This is a genomic window from Streptococcus pseudopneumoniae (assembly GCF_001070815.1).
Taxonomy (GTDB): Bacteria; Bacillota; Bacilli; order Lactobacillales; family Streptococcaceae; genus Streptococcus; species Streptococcus pseudopneumoniae_P.
On the sequence record NZ_JVLX01000014.1, the window covers coordinates 1 to 22226 of the forward strand.

Below are 22226 nucleotides of genomic sequence, written 5' to 3' on the forward strand. Positions count from 1 at the left end.
TCAATGGGTATCATCTCAGCCTAAAGCACCCCAAATGTCTTTATTATTTAATTACTGCACCAGTATAGCAAAAAATGAAAGCCCTAGCAAGATATTTGACTGAAAGATATATTTCTATAGTTTTTGATACATTTTCCCTCATTGAAACTTTTAAAACACAAGAAAAAACCTCCACACTTAGTGAAGGCAAGCTATTTTATCAATACAATTTTAAGTCACGAGGGTCAACTGGGAAAGTTGGGTTGTATGGGTTATGACGGAGTTTGAAGTGTTTGACATCTTCAATAGTCTGAGTTCCAGACAATTGCATGACTGTCTTCAATTCTGCATTCAAGTGTTCAAAGACTTGACGCACACCGACACTACCACCGAGAGCCAAGCCATAGATAACAGGGCGACCAATAGCTACCAAGTCTGCTCCTGAAGCCAAGGCTTTAAAGACGTGTTGACCACGACGAATACCTGAGTCAAAGACGATTGGCACGCGTTTATCAACTGCTTCTGCTACTTCTTGAAGTGAGTCAAAGGCAGCTGGTCCACCGTCAATTTGGCGACCACCGTGGTTAGTCACCCAGATACCAGAAGCTCCCGCAGCAAGCGAACGTTCAACGTCCTCACGGCATTGTGGTCCCTTGACATACACAGGAAGTCCTGAGTATTCAGCGATAAATTCTACATCACGTGGAGACAAGCGTTGTTTAGCTGATTTGTAAACAAAGTCCATTGATTTTCCAGCACCTTCTGGCAGGTATTCTTCAACAATCGGCATGCCAACTGGGAAGACAAAACCATTACGTTTGTCCACCTCACGATTGCCCCCTACAGTCGCATCTGCCGTCAAGACAATCGCTTTATAACCTTCAGCCTTCACACGGTCCATGATGTGGCGGTTGATTCCATCATCTTTACTAAAGTAAAATTGGAACCAATGAGGTGTCCCTTGAAGGGCTTCCGTAATTTCTGGAAGATCTACAGTAGAGTAAGAGCTGGTTGTATAGAGGGAACCAAACTCATGCACACCACGCGCAGTCGCCACTTCACCTTGTTCATTTGCCAATTTATGAGCCGCGACAGGTGCCATGATGATTGGTGAAGACAATTTTTCACCTGCAAATTCAATCTCTGTACTTGGATTTTCTACATTGCAAAGCGTATGCGGAACAATGAGCTTGTGGTTAAAGGCACGGATATTCTCACGTAAAGTGAAAGTATCTTCCGCCCCACTAGCGATATAGCCAAATGCTGCTTTAGGAATGACTTGTTGCGCCATTGGCTCCAAATCATAGGTATTGATGAAGTCTACATGACCTTCTGCATTGCTTGTTTTGTATGACATAAAATGCCCTCCTTGATAAGTAAGCGTTTACTTTGTATATTACAAAAATATCATAACTCTTTTTTCAAAACTTTTCAAATATTTTGTTTGGAAATTTCATACTTTCAATCATTTTACAAAGATAATTAAAAATGATAAACTTTCTTAAGTTATGGAAATTCAAATAATCTTTTCATTTTCTAGTATAAAAAAGAAATCAGGTAATCCTAGTGACTACCTGATTTTCTATGTTTTAGGCATTTTGCCAATTTTCTTGGTCTTCTTTAAATCGTTTTAGGAGATCTAAGCCTTCTGGTGTGATGTAACCTTCTTCTTGAGCTAGGTGAATGAGTTCACTGTAGTTAGAAAGTGTTAACAGCTTAACACCAGCATCTGCAAAGTTTTTGTCTGCTTTTGGCAATTGGTAGCTGAAAATCGCTACAACTCCAAGCACATCTGCTCCTTCTCGCTTTGCTGCTGCTACTGCTTCAAGAACAGAACCACCAGTTGAAATGAGGTCTTCAACCACTACCATTTTTTGACCTTGAGCTACGCGACCTTCGATTTGATTACCTGCTCCGTGGTCTTTTGGTTTGCTACGGATATAGGCAAATGGCAGATTCATCTTGTCAGCAATGATAGCTCCGTGTGGAATCCCAGCTGTCGCAGTTCCTGCAATCACTTCAACCTCAGGAAAGGCTTCTTTGATAGCATCTACAAAACCATTTTCAATGAGAGTACGAGTTTCTGGATAGGCAAGAGTCACACGGTTATCCGTATAAATGGGTGACTTGATACCAGATGCCCAAGTGAAAGGCACCTCTGGTTTGAGGTAAACGGCTTGGATTTTCAAGAGGTGGCTAGCGATATCTTTAGCAAGTGTCATGGTCTTCTCCTTTTATTTTTATAATCTATTTCTTTAATTCTAGTCTTGGTTCCATTCATCCTTGATGGCATGATAAGCTGCAACAGGATCCTCAGCTTGGGTAATGGGACGTCCCACTACGATATAGTCACTACCGATTTGATAGGCATCTGCTGGCGTCATGACTCGTTTTTGATCTCCAACCGCAGCTCCCTGAGGACGAATTCCTGGTGTTAGACAGATAAAATCTGGATTGGTGGCCTTTTTGATAACTTGCACTTCTTGAGCCGAGCAAACGACACCATCTAACCCAGCTTCAGCCGTCTTCTTAGCATAGTGAATGACAGACTCCTGCAGGCTGGTTTGGATATTCTGAAAATCCTGCATCTGGGCTTCCGATGTTGATGTCAGTTGCGTGACTGCGATCAATTTGGCTTGACTTCCAAGACCTTCACGCGCAGCCTTCATCATCTCTACACCCCCAGCAGCATGAACATTTGTCATATCCACACCAAGCTGAGACAGGACCTTCATAGCTGATTTGACAGTATTGGGAATGTCATGCAGCTTGAGATCCAAAAAGACACTGTGCCCCAGGCCTTTCAAGTAGGACACAATCTCAGGCCCCGTTGCGTAATAAAGCTCCATCCCTACCTTAAGATAAAGGCTTTCTTCTGCTGGAAAAAGAGCTAAGAATTCCTTGACCGCCTCAAAACTAGGAAAATCAAGAGCAATAACTGGACGATGTTCTCGCATAGGTTTCTCCTTTTACCTTTGCTAGTGAGAGAGTCTGGCCACAAGAAGCCACGAAAAAAGGAACCTGCCAACAGCAAGGTTCCACGAAAAATGGGTAGTCTCCACCCTTTCACCGTCTAACCTTAGCTGCCTCTCTGGACTGCTTTAAAGGTTTTTTACTATTCTATTATTTCTACTAGCACTTGTCAAGTAAAAACATGTTCACTAAAGAATTATAGGAAAAAAGCTAAACCTAGCGACGCGATGAACGCTGACTTGTTTGGTTTTGATTGCCCTCTTCCTCCAGCTTTTTCCTTTCCTCTTCTAGTTTATTCTGCTGTTCTTCCAGTCTTTTCTTCTCTTCCTCTTTCTGTTTCTTCTCAGCTTCCTTAGCCTCTTGTTTGGCTTTTTCCTCAGCCTCCATAATTAATTTATCCGCCACAGTGTAACTGTAAATTCCAGCTTCCATGTCAATCACACTCGGTTCTGACAACTGTGGCTTAATCTTACTATAGTAAGGTAGTTTCTTACTCATTTCAGATAGAGGAACCAAGACCTCGTCCGAATCATTCATAGTCAATCGAATTAAATCAGAAGTCACCTTGCTTGGGGCTAGTTCCACCTTTTGGATAGCAGCCTTGAGTTCGGGGCTAATTTGAGCAAGTTCTGACGTAAAAGTTTTGATTTGTTCGCTATCATTAAAGAGAACAGATAAATAAGTTTCTGGCAGACTAACCAAGCTCACAGAACTGGTCTCAAGCTGACCACTGGAAAGAATAGGATAATGATTTTCACCAGAAACATAGTAGGCCACAATATCATATTCCTTGACCTTGATAGTGAACTTGGTTGGAAATTGATAGACAAGCTGAGCTGATTCAACCCAATAATTAGACTTGATTTGTTCCTCATATTTTGCCTTGTCTAGCAGAAGGTTAATCGTATAATCCGAATCCTGAATGCCTGAAGCCTGTCGAATATCATCAGCTGTAGTTTGCACTGTTCCCTCAACACGAATATCCTTCATAGTCGCATAAGGACTGAGCAAGTAAGCAGAGGCAATCAATAAAAGCAGACTGAGAAACAAAATCGAGATAGCCCGCCAGATATGAACTCCTGGAATTTTCAGTTTGACCGGTTTTTCCTTTACAGTCTTTTTCTCTATTTTTTTATCCTGTTTATTCTGTTTCTTTGGTTCTTTGGATTTTGGTTCTTTTTTGGCTACTTCTTTTTTGGCGTCTTCTGATTTTTCTACTTTTTCCTTAGCGTCTTCCTTATCTGATTCTGAATCTTTTGGTTCAGACTCACTCTCTTTGTCTTCAGTTTCATCTGATTTTTCAGATTTTGAAGCCATTCGAGCTTGTCTTTCCTTTTCCTTCTCCTCAGCTAGGGCCGCCTCTTCTTCAGCCTTCTTTTTTAGGTATTCTTGGTTTCGTTTCTGCCATTCTGATAACTCTTTAAATTCTTCGAGGATTTCTTTGCCCTCATTTTTCTTATCTTTTGACATTTACTTTCCTTATGATAAATCTTTTTTCAATAATTGATAAAAATCTGCAAGAGATTTCAATTCCTTAGAAGCCTTCATCTTAGCTTGGTATTCTTCCTTGTGGCTTAGTAAGTGAGAAAGTTTCTCTTCCAAACTATCCAAGGTCAAATCGCTTTCTTGAAGCTCTTCTGCATAGCCTTTCTTAACAAAGTAAGCCGCATTTTCTATCTGGTCACCACGACTAGCTTCCCGACCAAGTGGCACAATGACATGTAATTTTACCATGGCCAAGAGCTCAAAAATCGTATTGGCACCACCACGTGTCACAACAATATCAGCCAATTCCATCAAGGGTTGATAGAGATTGGTCACATAGTCAACACGAAAGAGATTTTGGCTCAACTCGTTCAGGCTAGAATCTCCAGTTAGATTGATAATATTGTAGCGCTCTGTCAGCTCTTTCTTATGGTCTGTCACCAATTGGTTAAAGACACGAGCACCTGCAGAACCACCGACAAACAATACAGTTGGCAATTTGGGATTAAAGTGGGTTTGAATATCTACCAATTCATCGGGTTCTGGATTTTTTTGATCTGAAACCTTGGTCACTGCTCCCACATGCTCGACCTTAGACAAACTTGAAGCTTGCTCAAAGGTTGAATACATCTTCGTCGCAAATTTATAGGCAATTTTATTGGCCAAGCCCATAGACAGGTCAGATTCATGAATAAAGACAGGCACTCCTGAAACACGTGCTGCGATAACAGGCGGCACAGAGACAAAGCCTCCCTTTGAAAAAAGTGCTTGTGGACGAAGTCGCAACATGATAAAGAGAGATTGGACAATTCCCCAACCAACTTTGAAGACATCTAGCATATTTTGCCAAGAGAAATAACGACGCAATTTTCCAGTCGCAATGGAATGGAAGGTGACATCCAAACCTGATTTAAGGATTTCTTGGTGTTCGATGCCACGTTTATCTCCGATATAGTGGACTTCCCAGCCATCTTCGATGAACTTGGGCATCAACAAAAGGTTGAGGGTAACGTGTCCAACCGTCCCCCCACCTGTAAAGACAATTTTTTTCATATTATTCCTTTAACTCCGCTACTGTGTCGATAAAGAGGTCGCCACGTACTTCAAAGTTAGCATACATATCCCAGCTGGCATTGGCAGGACTGAGAAGGACTACATCTCCTTGAGTCGCAAGTTCATAGGCTTTGCGGGTCGCATCTGCAATATCAATCGCATCCACATATGCCACACCAGCCTTGTCTGCTGCCCGTTTGACACGTTCTGCAGATTGACCCAGGATGACCATCTTCTTAAGTCCAGTAATATCTGGAACCAATTCGTCAAACTCATTGCCACGGTCCAAACCACCTGCAATCAAAATGACCTTGCTGTTGTCAAATCCTGACAAGGCTTTTTGAGTAGCCAAGATATTGGTTGACTTGCTATCATTATAAAATTTGACACCCTTGATTTCATCCACAAACTGGAGACGGTGTTTGACACCACCAAAGGCTGAAAGAGTTTCTTTAATAGTTTGATTGTCTACACCGCGAAGCTTGGCTACAGCAATCGTCGCAAGCGCATTTTCCACATTGTGGCTACCTGGAACTCCGATTTCGCTAGCTGCCATGACCACTACTCCACGGAAATAGAGCTGACCATCTTCCAGATAAGCTCCATCAACCTTTTCCTGTGTTGAGAATGGTACAACAGTAGCTTGTGTTTTTCTTGCCAATTCTTTTGCCAAGTCTTGGTTAAAGTTCAAGACAAGGAAATCAGCCGCTGTCATCTTGTTCTGGATATTCCACTTGGCTGCTACATATTCCTCAAATGAACCATGATAATCGATATGAGTTGGCATGAGGTTGGTAATAACCGCAATCTCTGGATGGAATTCTTGAACGCCCATGAGTTGGAAAGAAGAAAGTTCCATGACAAGCGTGTCCTTATCTGTCGCAGTTTGAGCCACTTGACTGGCTGGATAGCCGATATTTCCTGATAAAAGACCATGTTGCCCAGCAGCAGTCAAAACTTCCCCAATCATAGTCGTTGTGGTTGTTTTACCATTTGAACCAGTAATACCAACAATCGGTGCTTCTGAAATCAAGTAAGCCAATTCCACTTCAGTCAAGACTGGAATTCCCTTGGCCAATGCCTTTTCAATCATGGGATTGCTGTATGGGATACCTGGATTTTTCACCATAAGAGCAAACTCTTCGTCCAAGAGTTCCAAAGGATGGCCACCTGTGATAACCTTGATCCCTTCTTCCAACAAACTTTGCGCAGCTGGATTGTCCTCGAATGGTTTCCCGTCATTTACTGTCACAATAGCACCTAGCTTGTCCAACAAACGAGCTGCAGATTCACCAGACTTGGCCAAACCTAAAACAAGGACTTTCTTATTTTTAAATTGATCTATTACTTTCATGTCTCGAACTCCATTTCTACTTCTACTATTTTACCATTTTTATGGAAATAAAAAAGCCACAAAGTGTGTTTGTGACTCTTTCTTCTAACTGAATCTTGCTATATCATATATGTGATAAATCGGTAACTCGAATAACTTGGTCCACTTGTTCCCAAATCAGAGGATTGTGGGTCGCAATAATAATAGTCCGATTCGGATTTTTTAAAGATTCTAGGATAGAAAGTAATTCCTCAGAGTTTTTGGGGTCTAAGGAAGCGGTTGGTTCATCTGCGAGAATCAAAGGTGGATCCTTTAAAATTATCTTCGCTAGTGCAACACGTTGTGCTTCTCCTCCTGATAATTCAAAGATAGGTTGCTTCAGGTCTAAATAAGAGAGGTTTACACGGTTTAGAGCTTGTTTCATCAAAGAGATTTTCTCTTTTTCTTTCAACTTTTTACCAACTAAACCCAGATTGAGATTCTCTTTGACGGTTTGGCTTTCAATTAAGCCAAAATCTTGAAATAGGTATCCTAAGTAATCTCTAAAGAAAACAGAAGGCTTGATGTCCTTAAGAGAAGTACCATCATAGATGATTTGCCCTTTGTCATATGGCTCTAATCGTCCAATCATATTCAAGAGTGTTGTCTTACCACAGCCACTTGTACCGATTAAGGCATAAATTTTCCCACCTTCAAAATGAAGATTTGTATCTGAAAATAGCTGACGGCTTCCAAATTTTTTAGATATATTCTTTAGTTCAATCATCCTATTTTCCTTTCATAATTGTCATAGAAACACGAGATTCTTTATGAGCTTGACGGTAAAGCGTCAAAACTGCACTAGCTAGAAAGACTAATAAAGTGAGCAAGCCAATCACCAAGTCTCGACTGCTTAAAATAAAGAGACTAGCACCAAATACAAAACTGGCAAATTGGCTAACCATATACTGAGCATGTGTTTCAAAAAATCGTAAACCTGAAATTCGTTTAATCAAGATATCTCGGCGGAATTGCTCGAAATATAGAAGATTGACAGAATAAAAGAGTAATAAGGAACTGGCTATCCCAACAATAGCTCCTAGGATTAAAGTTGCTGTTTCAGTTTGCACTTCATTATAACGAGTTAGATAAACACTTCTTCCTTCTTTAAGATAGGATACTTGCTCATAAATTCCAGCTTTCTTCAAGAGTTCTAGCCCACTCTCATATCCTTTGATAAAGAGTTGTTTTCCAGCATTGATAGACCAAATAGATTTGGAAATGATACTATCACCTGTAGCTGTTGGAGTAAATACAACTAAAATCGGATCGGTTAGGTACTGGATGGATACTGGGCTTTCACCGTTATTATAAACAAACCGCTTTTCTCCAGTTGGAAGATAGCTAACAATCGCTCTCATTTCATACTCTAAAGGAGCACTTGCCTCCTCACCAGATTTTCCATAATAACTCAATTTTTCTTCAAAAACTTTCTTAAGTTCTACTTCTCGAGAGCGCAAATGTTCTGGGAGCAAGAGGATAAACTCACCTTTTTGGAGATGGGCTAACTTCTGTTTGGTCTCAGCATCTACCACGACCTTTTCCTTGTCCAAATAACTGGTACTAACATAGAGCGCATTAGCATTTGGACTATAGGTATCCAGTGTCTCTCCCTGTTCATTTTTTCCTTGTGGATTGGCAAAATGGAACAGATTATCCTTTACATAAAGGGCTTGTTCTTCTTCGATTGCTTCCTTGGCAAAAGCATACCACTTATTCTGATTTTCTGTATCTTTTCCTCTATCACCTAAGCCAAAAGAAATTTGATAATAGTCTGCTCTATCCTGCCATGCTTGTTTTGAAATTTCAAGTTCTTTCAATCGTTGGTAAGACGTCAAACCTGTCTTAACAGCGTAGCCTACTGTAAAAACAGCTACTAACTGACACAATAGGGTTAAAGCCATCAGGCGTTTAAGGGGTAATCTTCCCTTGATAACGGGAACTAATGCTTTATAACTCAAACTCATTAGATAAAGGAGCATTAGTAAAATTGAAATCCCCAATAAAAACAAAAGATAGAAACTAATCCCAAAACCATAGGTGGCTAACAAGATAGGATAAAACAAACCTTGACTAAAAAGAACGACTCCCCCACCTAGGAAGGAAAGGAGGGCTGATAGAAGGAGCCATTTGATATCAGTAGATAAAGAATGCCTCATGATGGATAAGAGAGTCTGACCAGAAAAGAGTTTTATACCTGCAGCTCTCATTTCCTTAATCCGAGTGATAATCACTAGAGCAAAGAAAGATAAGCCAAATATTGCTAAACTAATTAAAATAAGGGGAATTAGTAACATTCTAAAAGCAAGAGAATAGGGCGGTGTCTTTCGGTCAGGAATTGCTTTATAACCCAAATCTCCTAATTTATCGGCAAGCTTTTCTTTCGTCAAGGAGCCTGACAAAAGGAGATAACTATTTAGCGGATCACTACGTTCACGACTTTCTTGGCTAGCTTCTTGGAATTCTTTTGGTAAAGTTCCCTGACCATAAGTTGCATAAGTAAAGTGAGTCGTCCCATCCTTACTCGGCTCTACGATTCTTCTAGCTATTAAACTCTGTTCTGAGTTTACAAAATTCTCTAATTCCTTTTCAAATACCTCACGCGTCGGTTCCTGAGTATCTTTTTTGACACGAAGTAAAGAAACGGAATCATAGCTTGCAAATAAATATTGTGGCGCACGTAAGACAATAATCCAAGCAAAGAAAAAGCTGAGAAAAAAAGTTGATAATAATATGAATAGTTTCTTCATAGTAGACTCCTTGTATAAGAGAATAACCCTATAGAACAAAGATTTTATGTTTTATAAATTCTTAGAATTATTTTCCTAGTTTAATCCATTACACCCTGAGCACCAAGACAACAAATTTAATCCTTCCTCGTTTTGAAAACGATTTCTTATAACTTAAGTATATCACTTTCTATATAATCTATCAACATGTTTTACTAAAATATCATTAGTAATGAAGTTTTACAATTTCCTAAAAAATAGATGACCTTAGCGGATTTTATTCCAGTTTTCACCTTCATACTTTACAAGCAAAAGAGATGATGTTATAGTAAAAGGCAATTCAAACTATTGTAAAATTTCTACAAAAAAAGAGAGCCAAAACTCTCTTTTTATCTTCTTTTACTTTTACTGACCGACATGAGGGTAATATCTCGCAAGCTAAAGTATGCTAGGAAGAGCATGGCGATTGCAATGAAAAATTCTGTCGGTAGCTGAAAGATTTGCAGAATTGACAACATGAGCAAAATCAAGAGTGCTACAAAAGCAAAGACGACAAGGACGATATTGACTGTCCCTTTAATGCTTTCTGGTGTCGCAAATACATAGAGTAGTAATAAGAGGAGTCCTATGATTAAATAAACCATTTTTATCTCTTTCTAGCTCTTATTCAGCTGATTTTTTCTTCTTGTTAGCTTTCTCACGCTCTGCCTTGTTAAGGATTTGTTTACGCAGACGGATAGACTCAGGAGTTACTTCCATGTACTCATCGTCGTTCAAGAACTCAAGAGACTCTTCAAGTGTCAAGATACGAGGAGTCTTGATAACAGCCGTTTGGTCCTTAGTAGCTGAACGGACGTTGGTCATTTGTTTAGCCTTAGTGATGTTAACTGTCAAGTCGTTTTCACGAGAGTTTTCACCGATAATCATTCCTTCGTAAACCTCAGTACCTGGGTTGACAAAGATCGTACCACGTTCTTCGATAGACATGATTGAGTAAGTTGTAGCCTTACCAGCATCGATAGAAACAAGGGCACCACGGTGACGACCACCAATTTCCCCTGGAATCAATGGCAAGTATTGGTCGAAGGTATGGTTCATGATACCGTAACCACGAGTCATTGACAAGAACTCAGTTGAGTATCCGATCAAACCACGCGCTGGAACAAGGAAGACCAAACGAGTTTGACCATTACCAGTTGAAATCATATCCAACATTTCACCTTTACGTTCAGAAAGGCTTTGGATAACAGATCCTTGGTATTCTTCTGGAGTGTCGATTTGAACACGTTCAAATGGTTCACATTTAACACCGTCGATTTCTTTTACGATAACTTCTGGACGAGATACTTGAAGTTCATAACCCTCACGACGCATTGTTTCGATAAGGATTGACAAGTGCAATTCTCCACGTCCTGAAACAGTCCATTTATCTGGTGAATCAGTTGGGTCAACACGAAGGGAAACGTCTGTTTGCAATTCTGCCTGCAAGCGTTCTTCCACCTTACGAGAAGTTACCCATTTACCTTCTTTACCAGCAAATGGTGAGTTGTTAACCAAGAAAGTCATTTGAAGAGTTGGCTCATCGATGTGTAGGATTGGAAGAGCCTCTACTGCATCTGTCGGAGTAATGGTTTCACCGACAAAGATATCTTCCATACCTGAAACGGCAATCAAGTCACCTGCTTTGGCTTCTTGAATTTCACGACGTTCCAAACCAAAGAAACCAAAGAGTTTTGTAACACGGAAGTTTTTAGTTGTACCATCAAGTTTAGAAAGGGTAACTTGGTCCCCAACTTTAACAGTACCACGGAAGACACGACCGATACCGATACGACCAACGAAGTCATTGTAGTCCAAAAGTGATACTTGGAACTGCAAAGGCTCATCTGAGTTATCTACTGGAGCTGGGATATGGTCAATAATCGTGTCAAAGATTGGTGCCATAGTAGCTTCTTGGTCAGCTGGGTCATCTGACAATGAAGAAGTTCCGTTGATCGCTGAAGCATAAACCACTGGGAAGTCAAGCTGGTCGTCATCTGCACCAAGCTCAATGAAAAGTTCCAAGACTTCGTCCACTACTTCTGCTGGACGAGCTGATGGTTTATCGATTTTGTTAACAACCACGATTGGGACAAGGTCTTGTTCCAAGGCTTTTTTCAATACGAAACGAGTCTGTGGCATTGTTCCTTCGTAGGCATCCACTACCAAGACAACACCGTCAACCATTTTCATGATACGCTCAACTTCTCCACCGAAGTCCGCGTGTCCTGGTGTGTCCATGATGTTGATACGAGTTCCGTTGTAGGCAACGGCTGTATTTTTAGCAAGGATGGTAATTCCACGCTCTTTCTCGATATCGTTTGAGTCCATAGCACGCTCTGCCAATTCAGTACGTGCATCAAGCGTTTCTGATTGTTTCAATAATTCGTCAACGAGGGTTGTTTTACCGTGGTCAACGTGGGCGATAATCGCAATGTTACGGATATCTTCTCTTAATTTTGTCATGATTTCCTCTATAATATTCAAAATTTATTTTCTAACTGAACGATTATACCATAATTTCAAGTAAATAACATAATTCAAGCAAGTGTAAATGTTTTCACTCCGCTTTTCTTTTCACGTCAGGTCTTTTCAAAGCAAGCGACTTATGATAAGATAGGCACAGTATGCGTTTAGATAATTTATTAGCTCAAGAAAAAGTTAGCCGAAAGACCATGAAACAAGCCTTACTCAAAGAGGAAATTCTAGTCGATGGTCGCCCAGCCCGCTCCCTAGCTCAAAATATTGATACAGGACTACAAGAACTCCTTTTTCAGGACCAAATCATTCAAGGCTATGAGCATACCTACCTTATGCTTCATAAGCCTGCTGGTGTCGTTACAGCCAACAAAGACAAGGAACTTCCGACCGTCATGGACCTCCTTCCGCCTGACATCCAGTCTGACAAGCTCTATGCCGTCGGCCGACTGGACCGAGATACGACAGGACTCCTCCTCTTGACCGATAACGGTCCCTTGGGCTTTCAGCTCCTACATCCCCAGTATCATGTCGATAAGACTTATCATGTTGAGGTTAATGGACTTCTAACACCTGACCATGTCCAAGCCTTTCAAAAGGGAATTGTCTTTTTAGATGGTACTGTCTGTAAACCTGCAAGACTAGAGATTCTTTCTGCAAGTCCTTCCCTCAGTCAAGCCTCTATCACTATTTCAGAAGGGAAATTTCACCAGGTTAAGAAAATGTTCCTCTCGGTTGGTGTCAAAGTAACCTCCCTCAAACGCACCCATTTTGGGCCTTGGAACTTGGATGATAATCTTCAAGAAGGAGACTACCGCCCCCTCAACTCAGAAGAGCTGACAAGCATTCGTGACTTTCTAAGAAAAAGTGGTTAAAAAATGAGCTCGGAAACATCCAAGCTCGTTTTCTTATTTCTCAACTTTGACTTTCCCTTTCCAAGAATCCAAACCATAAGAAAGGATATAAATCTCAGAAAAACCTTGTTTTTTCAAGTAAAGGGCTGCATTTGTGACACGTTGCGCACGTTGGTTTTCGTAAAGAAGGACAGGTTTATCCTTACGAAGAGCTGCAAGACTAGTCTTCAACTGACTTGAAGGAATATTGCGGGCACCAAGGATATGTTTTCTGTGGAATTCAGCAGGATCGCGCAAATCAATCAATTGACCCGTACGAATCAAGGCTTCAAACTCCTCATTGTCCACAATTTTAGCCGCACGGCGAATACGAAGATAGTTAAAGCCCATCCACGCCAACATTGCTAGTATAAGTGCCCACAAAATCCAAGTAACCATTAGTTCATTTCTCCATTTTTCTCAATATAATCCAATTCTACCTTGTGCTCTCTGCGAAGAACCGCTTCTGCTTCTAGATAGTCTAATTTGTCCATCAACCCTGCATCGTAAATCCGAGAGAGTTCCAACTTCATCAGTTCAATATCATATAAGCGTTTTCCCATATAAACAATAATACCAAATCGTTTGAGGAATTGCTGCACATCATAGAATGTTTTCATAAGACTCATTCTAGCAAAATTTTGTGTTTTTTTCAAGAAGATACTCACACAATGCCCCTGATTTTCCTATCTTCTTTGGCGATTCTGACGCAAGTGTGGTACAATAAAAACATGAGAATTCAACAATTACACTATATTATCAAAATCGTCGAAACTGGCTCCATGAATGAGGCAGCTAAGCAACTCTTTATCACCCAACCGAGTCTTTCCAATGCTGTGAGAGATTTGGAAAATGAAATGGGCATTGAAATTTTTATCCGCAATCCCAAGGGGATCACCTTGACCCGTGATGGGATGGAATTTCTCTCTTATGCCCGTCAGGTTGTCGAGCAAACTCAGCTTCTAGAAGAACGCTATAAAAATCCTGTTGCCCACCGCGAACTCTTTAGCGTTTCGTCTCAACACTATGCCTTCGTTGTCAACGCTTTCGTCTCTCTGCTCAAGAAAAGCGATATGGAAAAATACGAGCTTTTTCTTCGTGAAACTCGGACTTGGGAAATTATCGACGACGTCAAGAACTTCCGTAGTGAGGTCGGTGTCCTATTTTTGAACAGCTACAACCGTGATGTTTTAACCAAGATGCTGGATGACAATCACCTGCTGGCTCACCATCTCTTCACAGCGCAACCGCATATCTTTGTCAGCAAGACTAATCCTCTGGCAAAGAAAGACAAGGTCAAACTGTCTGATTTGGAAAACTTCCCTTACCTCAGCTATGACCAGGGGACGCACAACTCCTTCTACTTCTCAGAGGAAATCCTTTCCCAAGAACACCACAAAAAATCCATCGTGGTTAGTGACCGTGCCACCCTCTTTAATCTCTTGATTGGTTTGGATGGTTATACCATTGCGACAGGGATTTTGAACAGCAATCTTAACGGAGATAACATCGTTTCCATCCCACTGGACATTGACGACCCAATTGAGCTAGTCTATATCCAGCATGAAAAAACCAGCCTATCTAAGATGGGCGAACGCTTTATCGACTATCTACTAGAAGAAGTCCAGTTTGATAGTTGAGAAATAAAAAGAACCAATATGTAGGCCAGCAACAACCTACGCATTGGTTCTTTTTATTTATAATTAAAAGTCTCCCCTGCCAACTTATCAGCTAGCTTGGGAAAGAGAGTATAAAACTTATGGGCTAGGTTCAACAAAATCGGAAGATTGAGTTCCCGTTTGTTTTTTCCAATAATCTTAACAATCTTTTTAGCCACTACATCTGCCTCTAAAAGGAAGCGGTCAACCGACTTGAGATAGATTCCATCTGGGTCGGCTTGGTCAAAAAATCCTGTGCGGATTGGTCCTGGATTGACCGTCGTTACATAAACACCGTAAGACATGAGTTCGAGACGCAGAGCATTTGAAAACCCAATGGCCGCAAACTTAGTGGCTGAGTAGAGACTAGACTTGCCAGTAGCGATCAAACCTGCCATACTAACAATATTGATGATATGGCCTTTTTGACTTTCCTTCATTCGAGCCGCAAGGCGACGAGACAGATTCATTAGGGCAAAGGTATTGACCTCGAACATCTGATGAATATCTTGGTCGGAAATCTGGTCAAATTCCTCAAAAATCCCGTAACCAGCATTGTTAATTAAGACATCAATCTTGCCATAACGGAGATAGAGGTCAGTTACCAGAGATTCTAAGGCTGAGTCATCGGTAATATCGATTTCCATCAATTCTGCATGGGGATGATTTCCGTAGAGTTGGGCTAATTTTTCCTTATTTCTACCAAGCAAGATGAGTTGGTCATTTGGCAGAAGTTTAACCATTTCTTGGGCCAGGCCACCGCTAGCTCCAGTAATGAGAATAGTAGGCATACTTATCCTTTCTGTGACTGCTAGATTTCCACTTCCTCCAAGTCTTTGACCACATGGACATTTTCAAAAATGCTAGCAGCATCTTTCTTGAGCTTGCTGATATCTTTTGAGAGGAAACGGGCACTGATATGGTTAAGCAAGAGGCGTTTGGCACCTGCTTCTACCGCTACTTGTGCAGCTTGCATGTTAGTAGAGTGGCCATGGTTACGAGCAATTTTTTCATCACCCTTGCCATAAGTCGATTCATGGACAAGGACATCGGCATTGACAGCCAGACGCACACTAGCATTGGTTTTTCGGGTGTCACCCAGAATGGTGATAATCTTACCTGGACGTGGAGCTGAGATATAGTCTGCTGCCTTGATTTCAGTTCCATCTTCCAAAACAACATCCTGCCCGTTCTTGATTTTCCCAAAAAGTGGGCCAAATGGGACTCCAGCTGCCTTGAGCTTTTCAGCATCTAAAGTTCCTTCCAAGTCCTTTTGCATGACACGATAGCCAACGCAGAAAATAGTGTGGTCCAACTCCTCTGCATGCACAGTGAATTTATCGGTCTCAAGGATTTTCCCAAGGGAATCTTGGTCAAACTCATGGAAATGAATGCGGTAGGGCAGACGAGAACCTGACACACGAAGGCTGGTTAAGACAAATGACTTGATTCCCTGAGGTCCATAGATTTCCAAATCTGTCTGCTCTTCATTGGCCTGAAAGGCACGGCTAGAAAGGAAACCTGGCAAGCCAAAGATGTGGTCTCCATGTAGGTGGGTAATAAAGATTTTGCTGACCTTACGTGGTCGAATTGTGGTTTCCAGAATGCGATTTTGCGTACCTTCTCCACAGTCAAAGAGCCAGACTTCGTTAATCTCGTCCAAGAGTTTCAGGGCGAGACTGGAAACATTGCGGGCTTTAGAGGGCTGACCTGCCCCCGTTCCTAAAAATTGAATATCCATTCGATACTTTCTAATTAATCAATATATAACATGGCTGTGCGGTTTTCCGATCGGAAATAGCGCTTGCCAGTAAAAGCTCTAGCTTCTTGCAATAAATCCTCTTGACTGTAGGCTTTGAGACGTTTACGACCATCAGCCAAGCTTTCCAAATCAGTCAAAGCTGTGAGACTCTCCATGCTAACAACTTCCTCATCTACAACAGCCTTCATGTAAATCTTACCAGACTCTTCAAAGACCAGTTGATGGGGGAAAATTTGCGCAATTTCAAAAAGCAAGTCATCCGAAATCTTCTCTTCATTTTCAGAGAAAATCCGACCCAGACCCTCACTCTCATAACAAAAACCAAAGGATTTACCCGACAGATTAAGCCGAATAAAAGGCTTATTTTCTAGGGTGAAACTTGGCTCAGTATTGTAAAGATTCAGTTCCTGACTGAGTTCCGCAAAATAATCCGTCGCAGCCTCAGGACTTTTTTTCTGGTAGAGTTCTGCAAAATAAGCATTGACCACGCTAGGCGGAGGAGTGATCAGTGCCAACTGCTCTTGCTCTGTTTTACCAGCTAGAAGTTGATCCAGATAGACCTTATCCAGACTTGTATAGCCCCCATATTTTAGAGCCAAGGTTTTAATATCAGTCATAAAATTCCTCTAACCTCCATTTATTTTTCTCGGAAATGTAGCCTGTAATCACTTCGCCGTCTTCCTGATAATCACGTTCTTCAAGAATCGCAACACTTTCTAAATCATGAATCTTGTAGGACTTAGAAAAAGGCACGCGCAGGGTAAAAGATTCAAAAATCTCCTTGATTTTCTCTAAAAATAGTGCCTGCAAGTTCTCACGACTATCCTCAGACTTGGCAGAAATGAGGGCATAAGGCGTTTGGGTAGGCGTAAAATCCTCCACCAAATCCGCTTTATTATAAAGGGTCAGGCGAGGAATATCTTCCATGTCCAGGTCTTTCATGATGGACAGGACTGTTTTTTCATGCTCCTCATGGTAAGGATTGCTGGCATCGATCACATGAACCAGAAGGTCCACATGCTTGCTTTCTTCCAAGGTTGACTTGAAACTGGACACCAACTCTGTCGGCAAATCTTGAATAAAGCCAACTGTATCTGTCAAAGTTACTTGGAGATTGCCTCCCAGATGGATACTCTTAGTTGTCGCGTCCAAAGTCGCAAAGAGCTCGTCTGCTTCATACTGTGTCTTACTGGTCAAAGTGTTCATGATGGTTGATTTCCCAGCATTGGTGTAACCAATCAAACCAATCTTAAAGGTGCTGGACTCCAAACGTTTTTCTCTGACAGTCGCCCGATTTTTCTCAACCACCTTGAGCTGGCGCTCGATATCCGTAATTTGATTGCGAACACTACGACGATTCAGCTCCAGCTGGCTTTCACCAGGTCCACGGGAACCAATTCCCCCTGCCTGACGACTGAGCATAATTCCCTGACCAACCAAGCGAGGCAAGAGATATTTGAGCTGAGCTAGGTGAACTTGGAGCTTCCCTTCATGGCTTCGAGCTCGCATGGCAAAGATATCCAAAATCAACTGCATACGGTCAATGACCTTGACACCCAGAACTTCTTCTAAATTGACATTTTGCCGTGGAGTTAAACGGTTGTTGACGATGACAGTGGTAATTTCTTCTGCATCCACCATAAGCGCAATTTCTTCTAACTTACCAGAGCCGACGAAGGTCTTGGAATCATATTTTTCACGTTTTTGTCTGTAGCTATCTACAACGACTGCCCCTGCTGTTTTCGCTAAACTGGCCAATTCTTCCATAGAGAGATCAAAATTGTCCATGCCCTGCAATTCTACACCAATGAGCAGGACCCGTTCCTCTTTTTTCTCCGTTTCAATCATCTAAAAACTCCTCTATCTGGCTTAAAATGCGATCTTTTACACCAGTTTCTCCAATCTGATAAAAGGTCACCTGCATGCGATTACGGAACCAGGTCAACTGACGTTTGGCAAAACGACGAGTCGCCTGTTTGAGACTCTCACTAGCATCCTCCAAGGTCTGCTCTCCACGGAAGTAAGGAAAGAGTTCCTTGTAACCAATCCCTTTAGCAGCCTGCACATCTGGATAATGGTCAAACAACCACTTAGCTTCGTCTAGAAGTCCAGCTTCAAACATCAGGTCCACTCGGTGATTGATACGCTCATAAAGCTGACTGCGCTCATCGTCCAAGCAGATAATCAGCGGTTCATATAGACTCTCTTTATTTTCCAAATCCTGACCAAAATGGACAATTTCCAAGGCACGCATCGCACGACGACGATTAAACTGGGGAATCTCAAGGTCTGCTTGCTCCACCAAATGGGCTAATTCCTCATCTGAATATGGCTCCAAACTAGCTCGATAAGCTAAAATCTCCTCATGAGGAGTCTCACCACCTAGGTGGTAGCCTTCAAGCAAGCTCTGGATATAAAGCCCAGTCCCACCAGCAATAATAGCTAGCTTGCCACGGCTTTGAATATCCTCAATAGCCTTCTTAGCTTCTGAAACAAAATCAAAAGCCGAGTAAGACTCGGTTACCTCTCTAACATCGATTAAATGATGAGGAACAGCTGCCTGCTCTTCTGGACTAGCCTTAGCCGTCCCTATATCCAGACCTCGATAGACTTGCTGGCTATCTCCACTAACCACTTCGCCATTAAAACGCTTTGCAACTTCGATGGCAAGGGCTGTTTTTCCAACTGCAGTCGGTCCAACAATCACAATTATTTTTGTTTTCATCTTTTTTCCTTGAAAAATTCCCATTTTTTCGTTACTATTATTATAACACAAAAAGGTCAGTCAGAAAAATGTGACCTCTTGAGGGGGCTGGCTGATTAAGAAGATAAAGGAGGAAGACTCATGGCTAAAGGATTCGCTAAAGGTCTTGTAACAGGTGTCGCAGGAACTGTCGCTGCAGTCGCAGGTGCAGTATACGCATTTAAAAAGAAAGTGATCGAACCAGAAGAGCAAAAAGCAGCTTTCATCGAAGAAAACCGTAAAAAAGCAGCTCGTCGCCGCGTATCACGTTAAGAAACAAAAGAAGTTGGGATTTATTTTCTCAACTTCTTTTTTCTATTCTTTTAAATAGCTAGGTCAAACTTCAACTGTGGCTTGACAGGGTCATAATCCACCAACTCAAAGTCCTCTGCTTTAATATCAAAAAAATTGGTCTTATCTGGCACATTCAAGACCAAACGTGGTTGGCAGTTTGATGGCTCACGACGGAGCAATTCCTGAGCTTGTTCAAATTGATTGTCATAGATATGGAGATTGTTGATGAAGTAGAAGAACTTCCCAACCTTCCAGCCGAAATGCTTGGCAATCATCATTTGAAGAGCCACGTACTGCATAGCATTGATGTGGTGGGCCACCAACATGTCATTCGAACGCTGGGTCAAGGTCGCATCCAGATAGATTTCTCCATCTACACGGCGGACATCAAACATGGTCTGAAAGGCGCATGGGAGTAGTCCTTCTGTTTCTTCGAAAGCTTGGTAATCCCAGAGCGAAATGATATTGCGACGGTTCCAAGGGTTGACTTCCAACTGCTTGAGAAGCTTATTGATAATGTCGTGTTTCTTAACAACAGCACCATAGCGCTCACCAATGGTTCCCGTATTTCCCACTTCCCAGTCATTCCAGTAGTGAACATTGTACTTGTCATTGAGAACTTCTAGGCTATTAGACTGGTCTTGGTAGATCCAGAGAACTTCTTTGATAGCTGATTTGATTGCAATGGGACGCAAGGTTGTAATGGGGAATTCCCCCTTGGCCAAGTCATACTCTGCAAAGGCACCCGTTACGTACTTAGAGTTGGCAACTGTCCCATCCTTGTACTTGGGACGTGCTTGCTCTGAGAAAACACCTTCCTTTAGAATGCGTTCAATATTCTCTTTAAAAATCGTATCTGATTTTGTCATTTACTCTCACCTCATTTATTTCCTAACTAGTATAGCATAAAAAAAGAAAGGAGGAAAATCACTCGCTTCTGGAAAGCAATTTTCTCCTTTTTCTATTTTATTGCAATACAAGTGATGCTGCTCCGATAACTCCAGCGTCATTTCCTAGAGTTGCAAGAGCTAGTTTAGTAGTTGTGCGTACTTGTGGGAAGGTATTTTCATCGTAGACTTTTTGAACACCTTGTAGAAGGAATTCTCCCGCAGCTGATACACCACCACCGATAACGATTGTTGATGGGTTTAGGATTGAGCCAATGTTAGCACAAGCGATTCCCAAGTAACGTGAGAAGTTACGGTAAACGATCAAAGCAAGATCGTCTCCTTCTTTTGCCAAATCAAAGACAGTCTTAGCGGTTACTTCTTCTCCATTATCAATCAAGCGTTTCAAGGCTGCATCGCCTTCGTATTCATCTGCATATCGACGAGTCAAGTTGACAATCCCTGTTGCTGAAGCAACTGTCTCAAGGCAACCTTTCTTACCGCAAGTACATGCGATTGGTTGATCAAAGTCAACAGTGATATGACCAAGCTCACCTGCTGCACCAGCAACACCGTGAAGCAATTTGCCTTCAGCGACGATACCGCCACCAACACCAGTACCGAGTGTCATAAATACAACATCTGGTTGGTTATCACCAGCCCCCATCCAACGCTCACCAAGAGCAGCTACGTTGGCATCATTATCGATGAAGAATGGAATGCCCAAGGCTTTTTCAATTTTCTCTTTAATTGGTTGAAGGGTTTTCCAGTTCAAGTTGTAGGCACCAATAACAGTTCCTTTTTCACGGTCAACCACACCTGGTGATCCCATTCCAATACCTTGGAAGTCTGTTGCTGCCAATCCAAGCAAGTCCAAACGATGTTGAATAGACTCAATCATATCATCAACGATATGACTTCCCTCATCCAAAATGTTAGTCTTGATAGACCATTTTTCTTGGATTTCTCCTGCTGTTGTCAAGATTGCAAATTTGATAGAAGTTCCACCAAGGTCAATCCCAATAATCTTTTGACTCATCATATTCTCCTTTTTCATTTTGTAGTAATTGAAAATGCTTACAGTACTAGTATAACAAAATTCACTCATTTATGCAAAGGTTTGCATTAACTTTCTGGATTTTATTCTGACTTATGGTTTCCAGAGACCTGAAGCATCTACATAGTAACGTCCGCCATCAACTCGCTCATTCTTAGCCATTTTACCATCCGATTTCAAATAGTAATTTCCTTGCCATGCATTGCGAGCATAAGAACCATCTGATTTCAAGTAATACCAGGCTTGGTAAGAAGAGTCATAAACCCATTCACCTTGTGCCATTTTACCGTTTGATTTAAGGTAGTAAGCTCCTTGCCATGCATTCTTTGCATAAGATCCATCTGATTTCAAATAATACCAAGCTTGATAGGAAGTATCATAAATCCATTCGCTCTTTGCCATTTGACCATCCGCTTTCAGATAATAGCTTCCCTGCCATGCATTTTTTACTGGATTTCCATTTCCATCAAAATAGTACCAAGCACCATCCTTCTTAACCCAACCACTTGTTGTTGCTGAACTTGTATTATTTTGAGCCGCAGTTGATTGCTTGGCTTTGAAAGCACCTTTTGGGGCATTTTTCAATTCACAAGCCACACCATCATGATCACGGTCTAACTTGGCAGAATAACCAGGTTCTCCCTCATGAATATCGGAGTATCCATTCGCCCAAGCTTCTTTACAGTTAGAAAAATGAATGTTCTCTTCTGCTAACACAGGTTGTGAAAACAAGGCTAAAACTGGCAAGGTAGCCAGACTCATTTTTAAAAATAGACGTTTGTTCATTTCTTTCTCCCATAATTATGATATCGATTTCAATAGTA

At 41.5% G+C, this 22226-nt stretch carries 22 protein-coding genes and 1 pseudogene; 3 read left to right on the forward strand and 20 right to left on the reverse strand.

Annotated elements, in window-relative coordinates:
- Positions 1 to 199: 199 nt before the first annotated feature.
- The 10 genes from lctO to typA all read right to left on the reverse strand — a co-directional run bounded on the left by lctO (position 200) and on the right by typA (position 12096).
- Positions 200 to 1336, reverse strand: coding sequence for an L-lactate oxidase (lctO, locus tag ADG81_RS01385; RefSeq protein WP_000120723.1), 1137 nt, complete (start codon positions 1334 to 1336; stop codon positions 200 to 202).
- Between the two features lie 232 nt (positions 1337 to 1568).
- Positions 1569 to 2201, reverse strand: coding sequence for an orotate phosphoribosyltransferase (pyrE, locus tag ADG81_RS01390; RefSeq protein WP_049550675.1), 633 nt, complete (start codon positions 2199 to 2201; stop codon positions 1569 to 1571).
- 39 nt (positions 2202 to 2240) lie between these two features.
- Positions 2241 to 2936 (reverse strand): orotidine-5'-phosphate decarboxylase, encoded by a 696-nt coding sequence (pyrF, locus tag ADG81_RS01395; protein WP_049550676.1) that lies wholly within the window; start codon positions 2934 to 2936, stop codon positions 2241 to 2243.
- Positions 2937 to 3168: 232 nt separating this feature from the next.
- Positions 3169 to 4422: a cell division protein FtsQ/DivIB gene (locus tag ADG81_RS01400; protein ID WP_049550677.1), complete on the reverse strand. Its 1254-nt coding sequence runs from the start codon at positions 4420 to 4422 to the stop codon at positions 3169 to 3171.
- A gap of 9 nt (positions 4423 to 4431) precedes the next feature.
- Entirely contained in the window at positions 4432 to 5490 is a 1059-nt protein-coding gene (locus ADG81_RS01405) for a UDP-N-acetylglucosamine--N-acetylmuramyl-(pentapeptide) pyrophosphoryl-undecaprenol N-acetylglucosamine transferase (RefSeq protein WP_049550678.1), read from the reverse strand.
- 1 nt (position 5491) lies between these two features.
- The gene (gene murD, locus ADG81_RS01410) at positions 5492 to 6844 is read right to left on the reverse strand and encodes a UDP-N-acetylmuramoyl-L-alanine--D-glutamate ligase (protein WP_049550679.1); all 1353 of its coding nucleotides are present in this window, start codon (positions 6842 to 6844) and stop codon (positions 5492 to 5494) included.
- Positions 6845 to 6947: 103 nt separating this feature from the next.
- Positions 6948 to 7589, reverse strand: coding sequence for an ABC transporter ATP-binding protein (locus ADG81_RS01415; protein ID WP_049550680.1), 642 nt, complete (start codon positions 7587 to 7589; stop codon positions 6948 to 6950).
- A 1-nt stretch (position 7590) separates the two neighbouring features.
- Positions 7591 to 9612, reverse strand: coding sequence for a bacteriocin-associated integral membrane family protein (locus ADG81_RS01420; protein ID WP_049550681.1), 2022 nt, complete (start codon positions 9610 to 9612; stop codon positions 7591 to 7593).
- A gap of 368 nt (positions 9613 to 9980) precedes the next feature.
- Complete coding sequence (locus ADG81_RS01425) at positions 9981 to 10235, reverse strand: DUF3165 family protein (protein ID WP_049550682.1); 255 nt, start codon at positions 10233 to 10235, stop codon at positions 9981 to 9983.
- A 19-nt stretch (positions 10236 to 10254) separates the two neighbouring features.
- Complete coding sequence (gene typA / locus ADG81_RS01430) at positions 10255 to 12096, reverse strand: translational GTPase TypA (protein WP_000164111.1); 1842 nt, start codon at positions 12094 to 12096, stop codon at positions 10255 to 10257.
- A 161-nt stretch (positions 12097 to 12257) separates the two neighbouring features.
- Between typA and ADG81_RS01435 the strand changes: the two genes are divergently transcribed.
- Positions 12258 to 12983 (forward strand): pseudouridine synthase, encoded by a 726-nt coding sequence (locus tag ADG81_RS01435; protein WP_049550683.1) that lies wholly within the window; start codon positions 12258 to 12260, stop codon positions 12981 to 12983.
- Positions 12984 to 13016: 33 nt separating this feature from the next.
- Here the strand turns inward: ADG81_RS01435 and ADG81_RS01440 are convergent, their stop codons facing one another.
- A complete protein-coding gene (locus ADG81_RS01440) occupies positions 13017 to 13400 on the reverse strand; it encodes a rhodanese-like domain-containing protein (protein WP_000259257.1) in 384 nt (127 codons plus the stop codon).
- Positions 13400 to 13669, reverse strand: coding sequence for a YqgQ family protein (locus ADG81_RS01445; RefSeq protein ID WP_049550684.1), 270 nt, complete (start codon positions 13667 to 13669; stop codon positions 13400 to 13402). The genes ADG81_RS01440 and ADG81_RS01445 overlap by 1 nt, the downstream gene beginning before the upstream one ends.
- A 63-nt stretch (positions 13670 to 13732) precedes the next feature.
- On the opposite strand from ADG81_RS01445, the gene ADG81_RS01450 reads away from it, so the two are divergent.
- Positions 13733 to 14641, forward strand: a complete 909-nt coding sequence (locus tag ADG81_RS01450) for a LysR family transcriptional regulator (protein ID WP_001222592.1) — start codon at positions 13733 to 13735, stop codon at positions 14639 to 14641.
- Positions 14642 to 14694: 53 nt separating this feature from the next.
- Here the strand turns inward: ADG81_RS01450 and ADG81_RS01455 are convergent, their stop codons facing one another.
- From ADG81_RS01455 to miaA, 5 genes are read right to left on the reverse strand one after another with little or no spacing between them, the layout of a single operon-like run.
- On the reverse strand, positions 14695 to 15450 hold the full coding sequence (locus ADG81_RS01455; RefSeq protein ID WP_049550685.1) for an SDR family NAD(P)-dependent oxidoreductase: 756 nt from the start codon (positions 15448 to 15450) through the stop codon (positions 14695 to 14697).
- A 20-nt stretch (positions 15451 to 15470) separates the two neighbouring features.
- Positions 15471 to 16400 carry a ribonuclease Z gene (rnz, locus tag ADG81_RS01460; protein ID WP_000354330.1) on the reverse strand — a complete coding sequence of 310 codons (930 nt, stop codon included), beginning with the start codon at positions 16398 to 16400 and terminating at the stop codon, positions 15471 to 15473.
- Between the two features lie 14 nt (positions 16401 to 16414).
- Positions 16415 to 17038: a cystathionine beta-lyase gene (locus tag ADG81_RS01465; protein WP_000129696.1), complete on the reverse strand. Its 624-nt coding sequence runs from the start codon at positions 17036 to 17038 to the stop codon at positions 16415 to 16417.
- Positions 17031 to 18269, reverse strand: coding sequence for a GTPase HflX (gene hflX, locus ADG81_RS01470; protein WP_049550686.1), 1239 nt, complete (start codon positions 18267 to 18269; stop codon positions 17031 to 17033). Before hflX ends, ADG81_RS01465 begins: the two co-directional genes overlap by 8 nt.
- Positions 18262 to 19146 (reverse strand): tRNA (adenosine(37)-N6)-dimethylallyltransferase MiaA, encoded by an 885-nt coding sequence (miaA, locus tag ADG81_RS01475; protein WP_049550687.1) that lies wholly within the window; start codon positions 19144 to 19146, stop codon positions 18262 to 18264. Before miaA ends, hflX begins: the two co-directional genes overlap by 8 nt.
- A 120-nt stretch (positions 19147 to 19266) precedes the next feature.
- Between miaA and ADG81_RS01480 the strand changes: the two genes are divergently transcribed.
- Complete coding sequence (locus ADG81_RS01480) at positions 19267 to 19437, forward strand: DUF3042 family protein (RefSeq protein WP_001051780.1); 171 nt, start codon at positions 19267 to 19269, stop codon at positions 19435 to 19437.
- Between the two features lie 50 nt (positions 19438 to 19487).
- Here ADG81_RS01480 and ADG81_RS01485 read toward each other — a convergent pair whose 3' ends face one another.
- From ADG81_RS01485 to ADG81_RS01495, 3 genes and pseudogenes are all read right to left on the reverse strand, one after another.
- Positions 19488 to 20327: a thymidylate synthase gene (locus ADG81_RS01485; protein ID WP_033686601.1), complete on the reverse strand. Its 840-nt coding sequence runs from the start codon at positions 20325 to 20327 to the stop codon at positions 19488 to 19490.
- Positions 20328 to 20424: 97 nt separating this feature from the next.
- Positions 20425 to 21384, reverse strand: coding sequence for an ROK family glucokinase (locus ADG81_RS01490; RefSeq protein ID WP_049550688.1), 960 nt, complete (start codon positions 21382 to 21384; stop codon positions 20425 to 20427).
- 117 nt (positions 21385 to 21501) lie between these two features.
- Positions 21502 to 22188: pseudogene (locus ADG81_RS01495) on the reverse strand (excalibur calcium-binding domain-containing protein); the annotation flags it as partial.
- Positions 22189 to 22226 lie beyond the last annotated feature (38 nt).

Bases quoted from the DNA above. Each gene is read 5' to 3' on its own strand.
- lctO (WP_000120723.1), bottom strand. From the start codon at position 1,336: ATGTCATACAAAACAAGCAATGCAGAAGGTCATGTAGACTTCATCAAT.
- pyrE (WP_049550675.1), bottom strand. From the start codon at position 2,201: ATGACACTTGCTAAAGATATCGCTAGCCACCTCTTGAAAATCCAAGCC.
- pyrF (WP_049550676.1), bottom strand. From the start codon at position 2,936: ATGCGAGAACATCGTCCAGTTATTGCTCTTGATTTTCCTAGTTTTGAG.
- ADG81_RS01400 (WP_049550677.1), bottom strand. From the start codon at position 4,422: ATGTCAAAAGATAAGAAAAATGAGGGCAAAGAAATCCTCGAAGAATTT.
- ADG81_RS01405 (WP_049550678.1), bottom strand. From the start codon at position 5,490: ATGAAAAAAATTGTCTTTACAGGTGGGGGGACGGTTGGACACGTTACC.
- murD (WP_049550679.1), bottom strand. From the start codon at position 6,844: ATGAAAGTAATAGATCAATTTAAAAATAAGAAAGTCCTTGTTTTAGGT.
- ADG81_RS01415 (WP_049550680.1), bottom strand. From the start codon at position 7,589: ATGATTGAACTAAAGAATATATCTAAAAAATTTGGAAGCCGTCAGCTA.
- ADG81_RS01420 (WP_049550681.1), bottom strand. From the start codon at position 9,612: ATGAAGAAACTATTCATATTATTATCAACTTTTTTTCTCAGCTTTTTC.
- ADG81_RS01425 (WP_049550682.1), bottom strand. From the start codon at position 10,235: ATGGTTTATTTAATCATAGGACTCCTCTTATTACTACTCTATGTATTT.
- typA (WP_000164111.1), bottom strand. From the start codon at position 12,096: ATGACAAAATTAAGAGAAGATATCCGTAACATTGCGATTATCGCCCAC.
- ADG81_RS01435 (WP_049550683.1), top strand. From the start codon at position 12,258: ATGCGTTTAGATAATTTATTAGCTCAAGAAAAAGTTAGCCGAAAGACC.
- ADG81_RS01440 (WP_000259257.1), bottom strand. From the start codon at position 13,400: ATGGTTACTTGGATTTTGTGGGCACTTATACTAGCAATGTTGGCGTGG.
- ADG81_RS01450 (WP_001222592.1), top strand. From the start codon at position 13,733: ATGAGAATTCAACAATTACACTATATTATCAAAATCGTCGAAACTGGC.
- ADG81_RS01455 (WP_049550685.1), bottom strand. From the start codon at position 15,450: ATGCCTACTATTCTCATTACTGGAGCTAGCGGTGGCCTGGCCCAAGAA.
- rnz (WP_000354330.1), bottom strand. From the start codon at position 16,400: ATGGATATTCAATTTTTAGGAACGGGGGCAGGTCAGCCCTCTAAAGCC.
- ADG81_RS01465 (WP_000129696.1), bottom strand. From the start codon at position 17,038: ATGACTGATATTAAAACCTTGGCTCTAAAATATGGGGGCTATACAAGT.
- hflX (WP_049550686.1), bottom strand. From the start codon at position 18,269: ATGATTGAAACGGAGAAAAAAGAGGAACGGGTCCTGCTCATTGGTGTA.
- miaA (WP_049550687.1), bottom strand. From the start codon at position 19,146: ATGAAAACAAAAATAATTGTGATTGTTGGACCGACTGCAGTTGGAAAA.
- ADG81_RS01480 (WP_001051780.1), top strand. From the start codon at position 19,267: ATGGCTAAAGGATTCGCTAAAGGTCTTGTAACAGGTGTCGCAGGAACT.
- ADG81_RS01485 (WP_033686601.1), bottom strand. From the start codon at position 20,327: ATGACAAAATCAGATACGATTTTTAAAGAGAATATTGAACGCATTCTA.
- ADG81_RS01490 (WP_049550688.1), bottom strand. From the start codon at position 21,384: ATGAGTCAAAAGATTATTGGGATTGACCTTGGTGGAACTTCTATCAAA.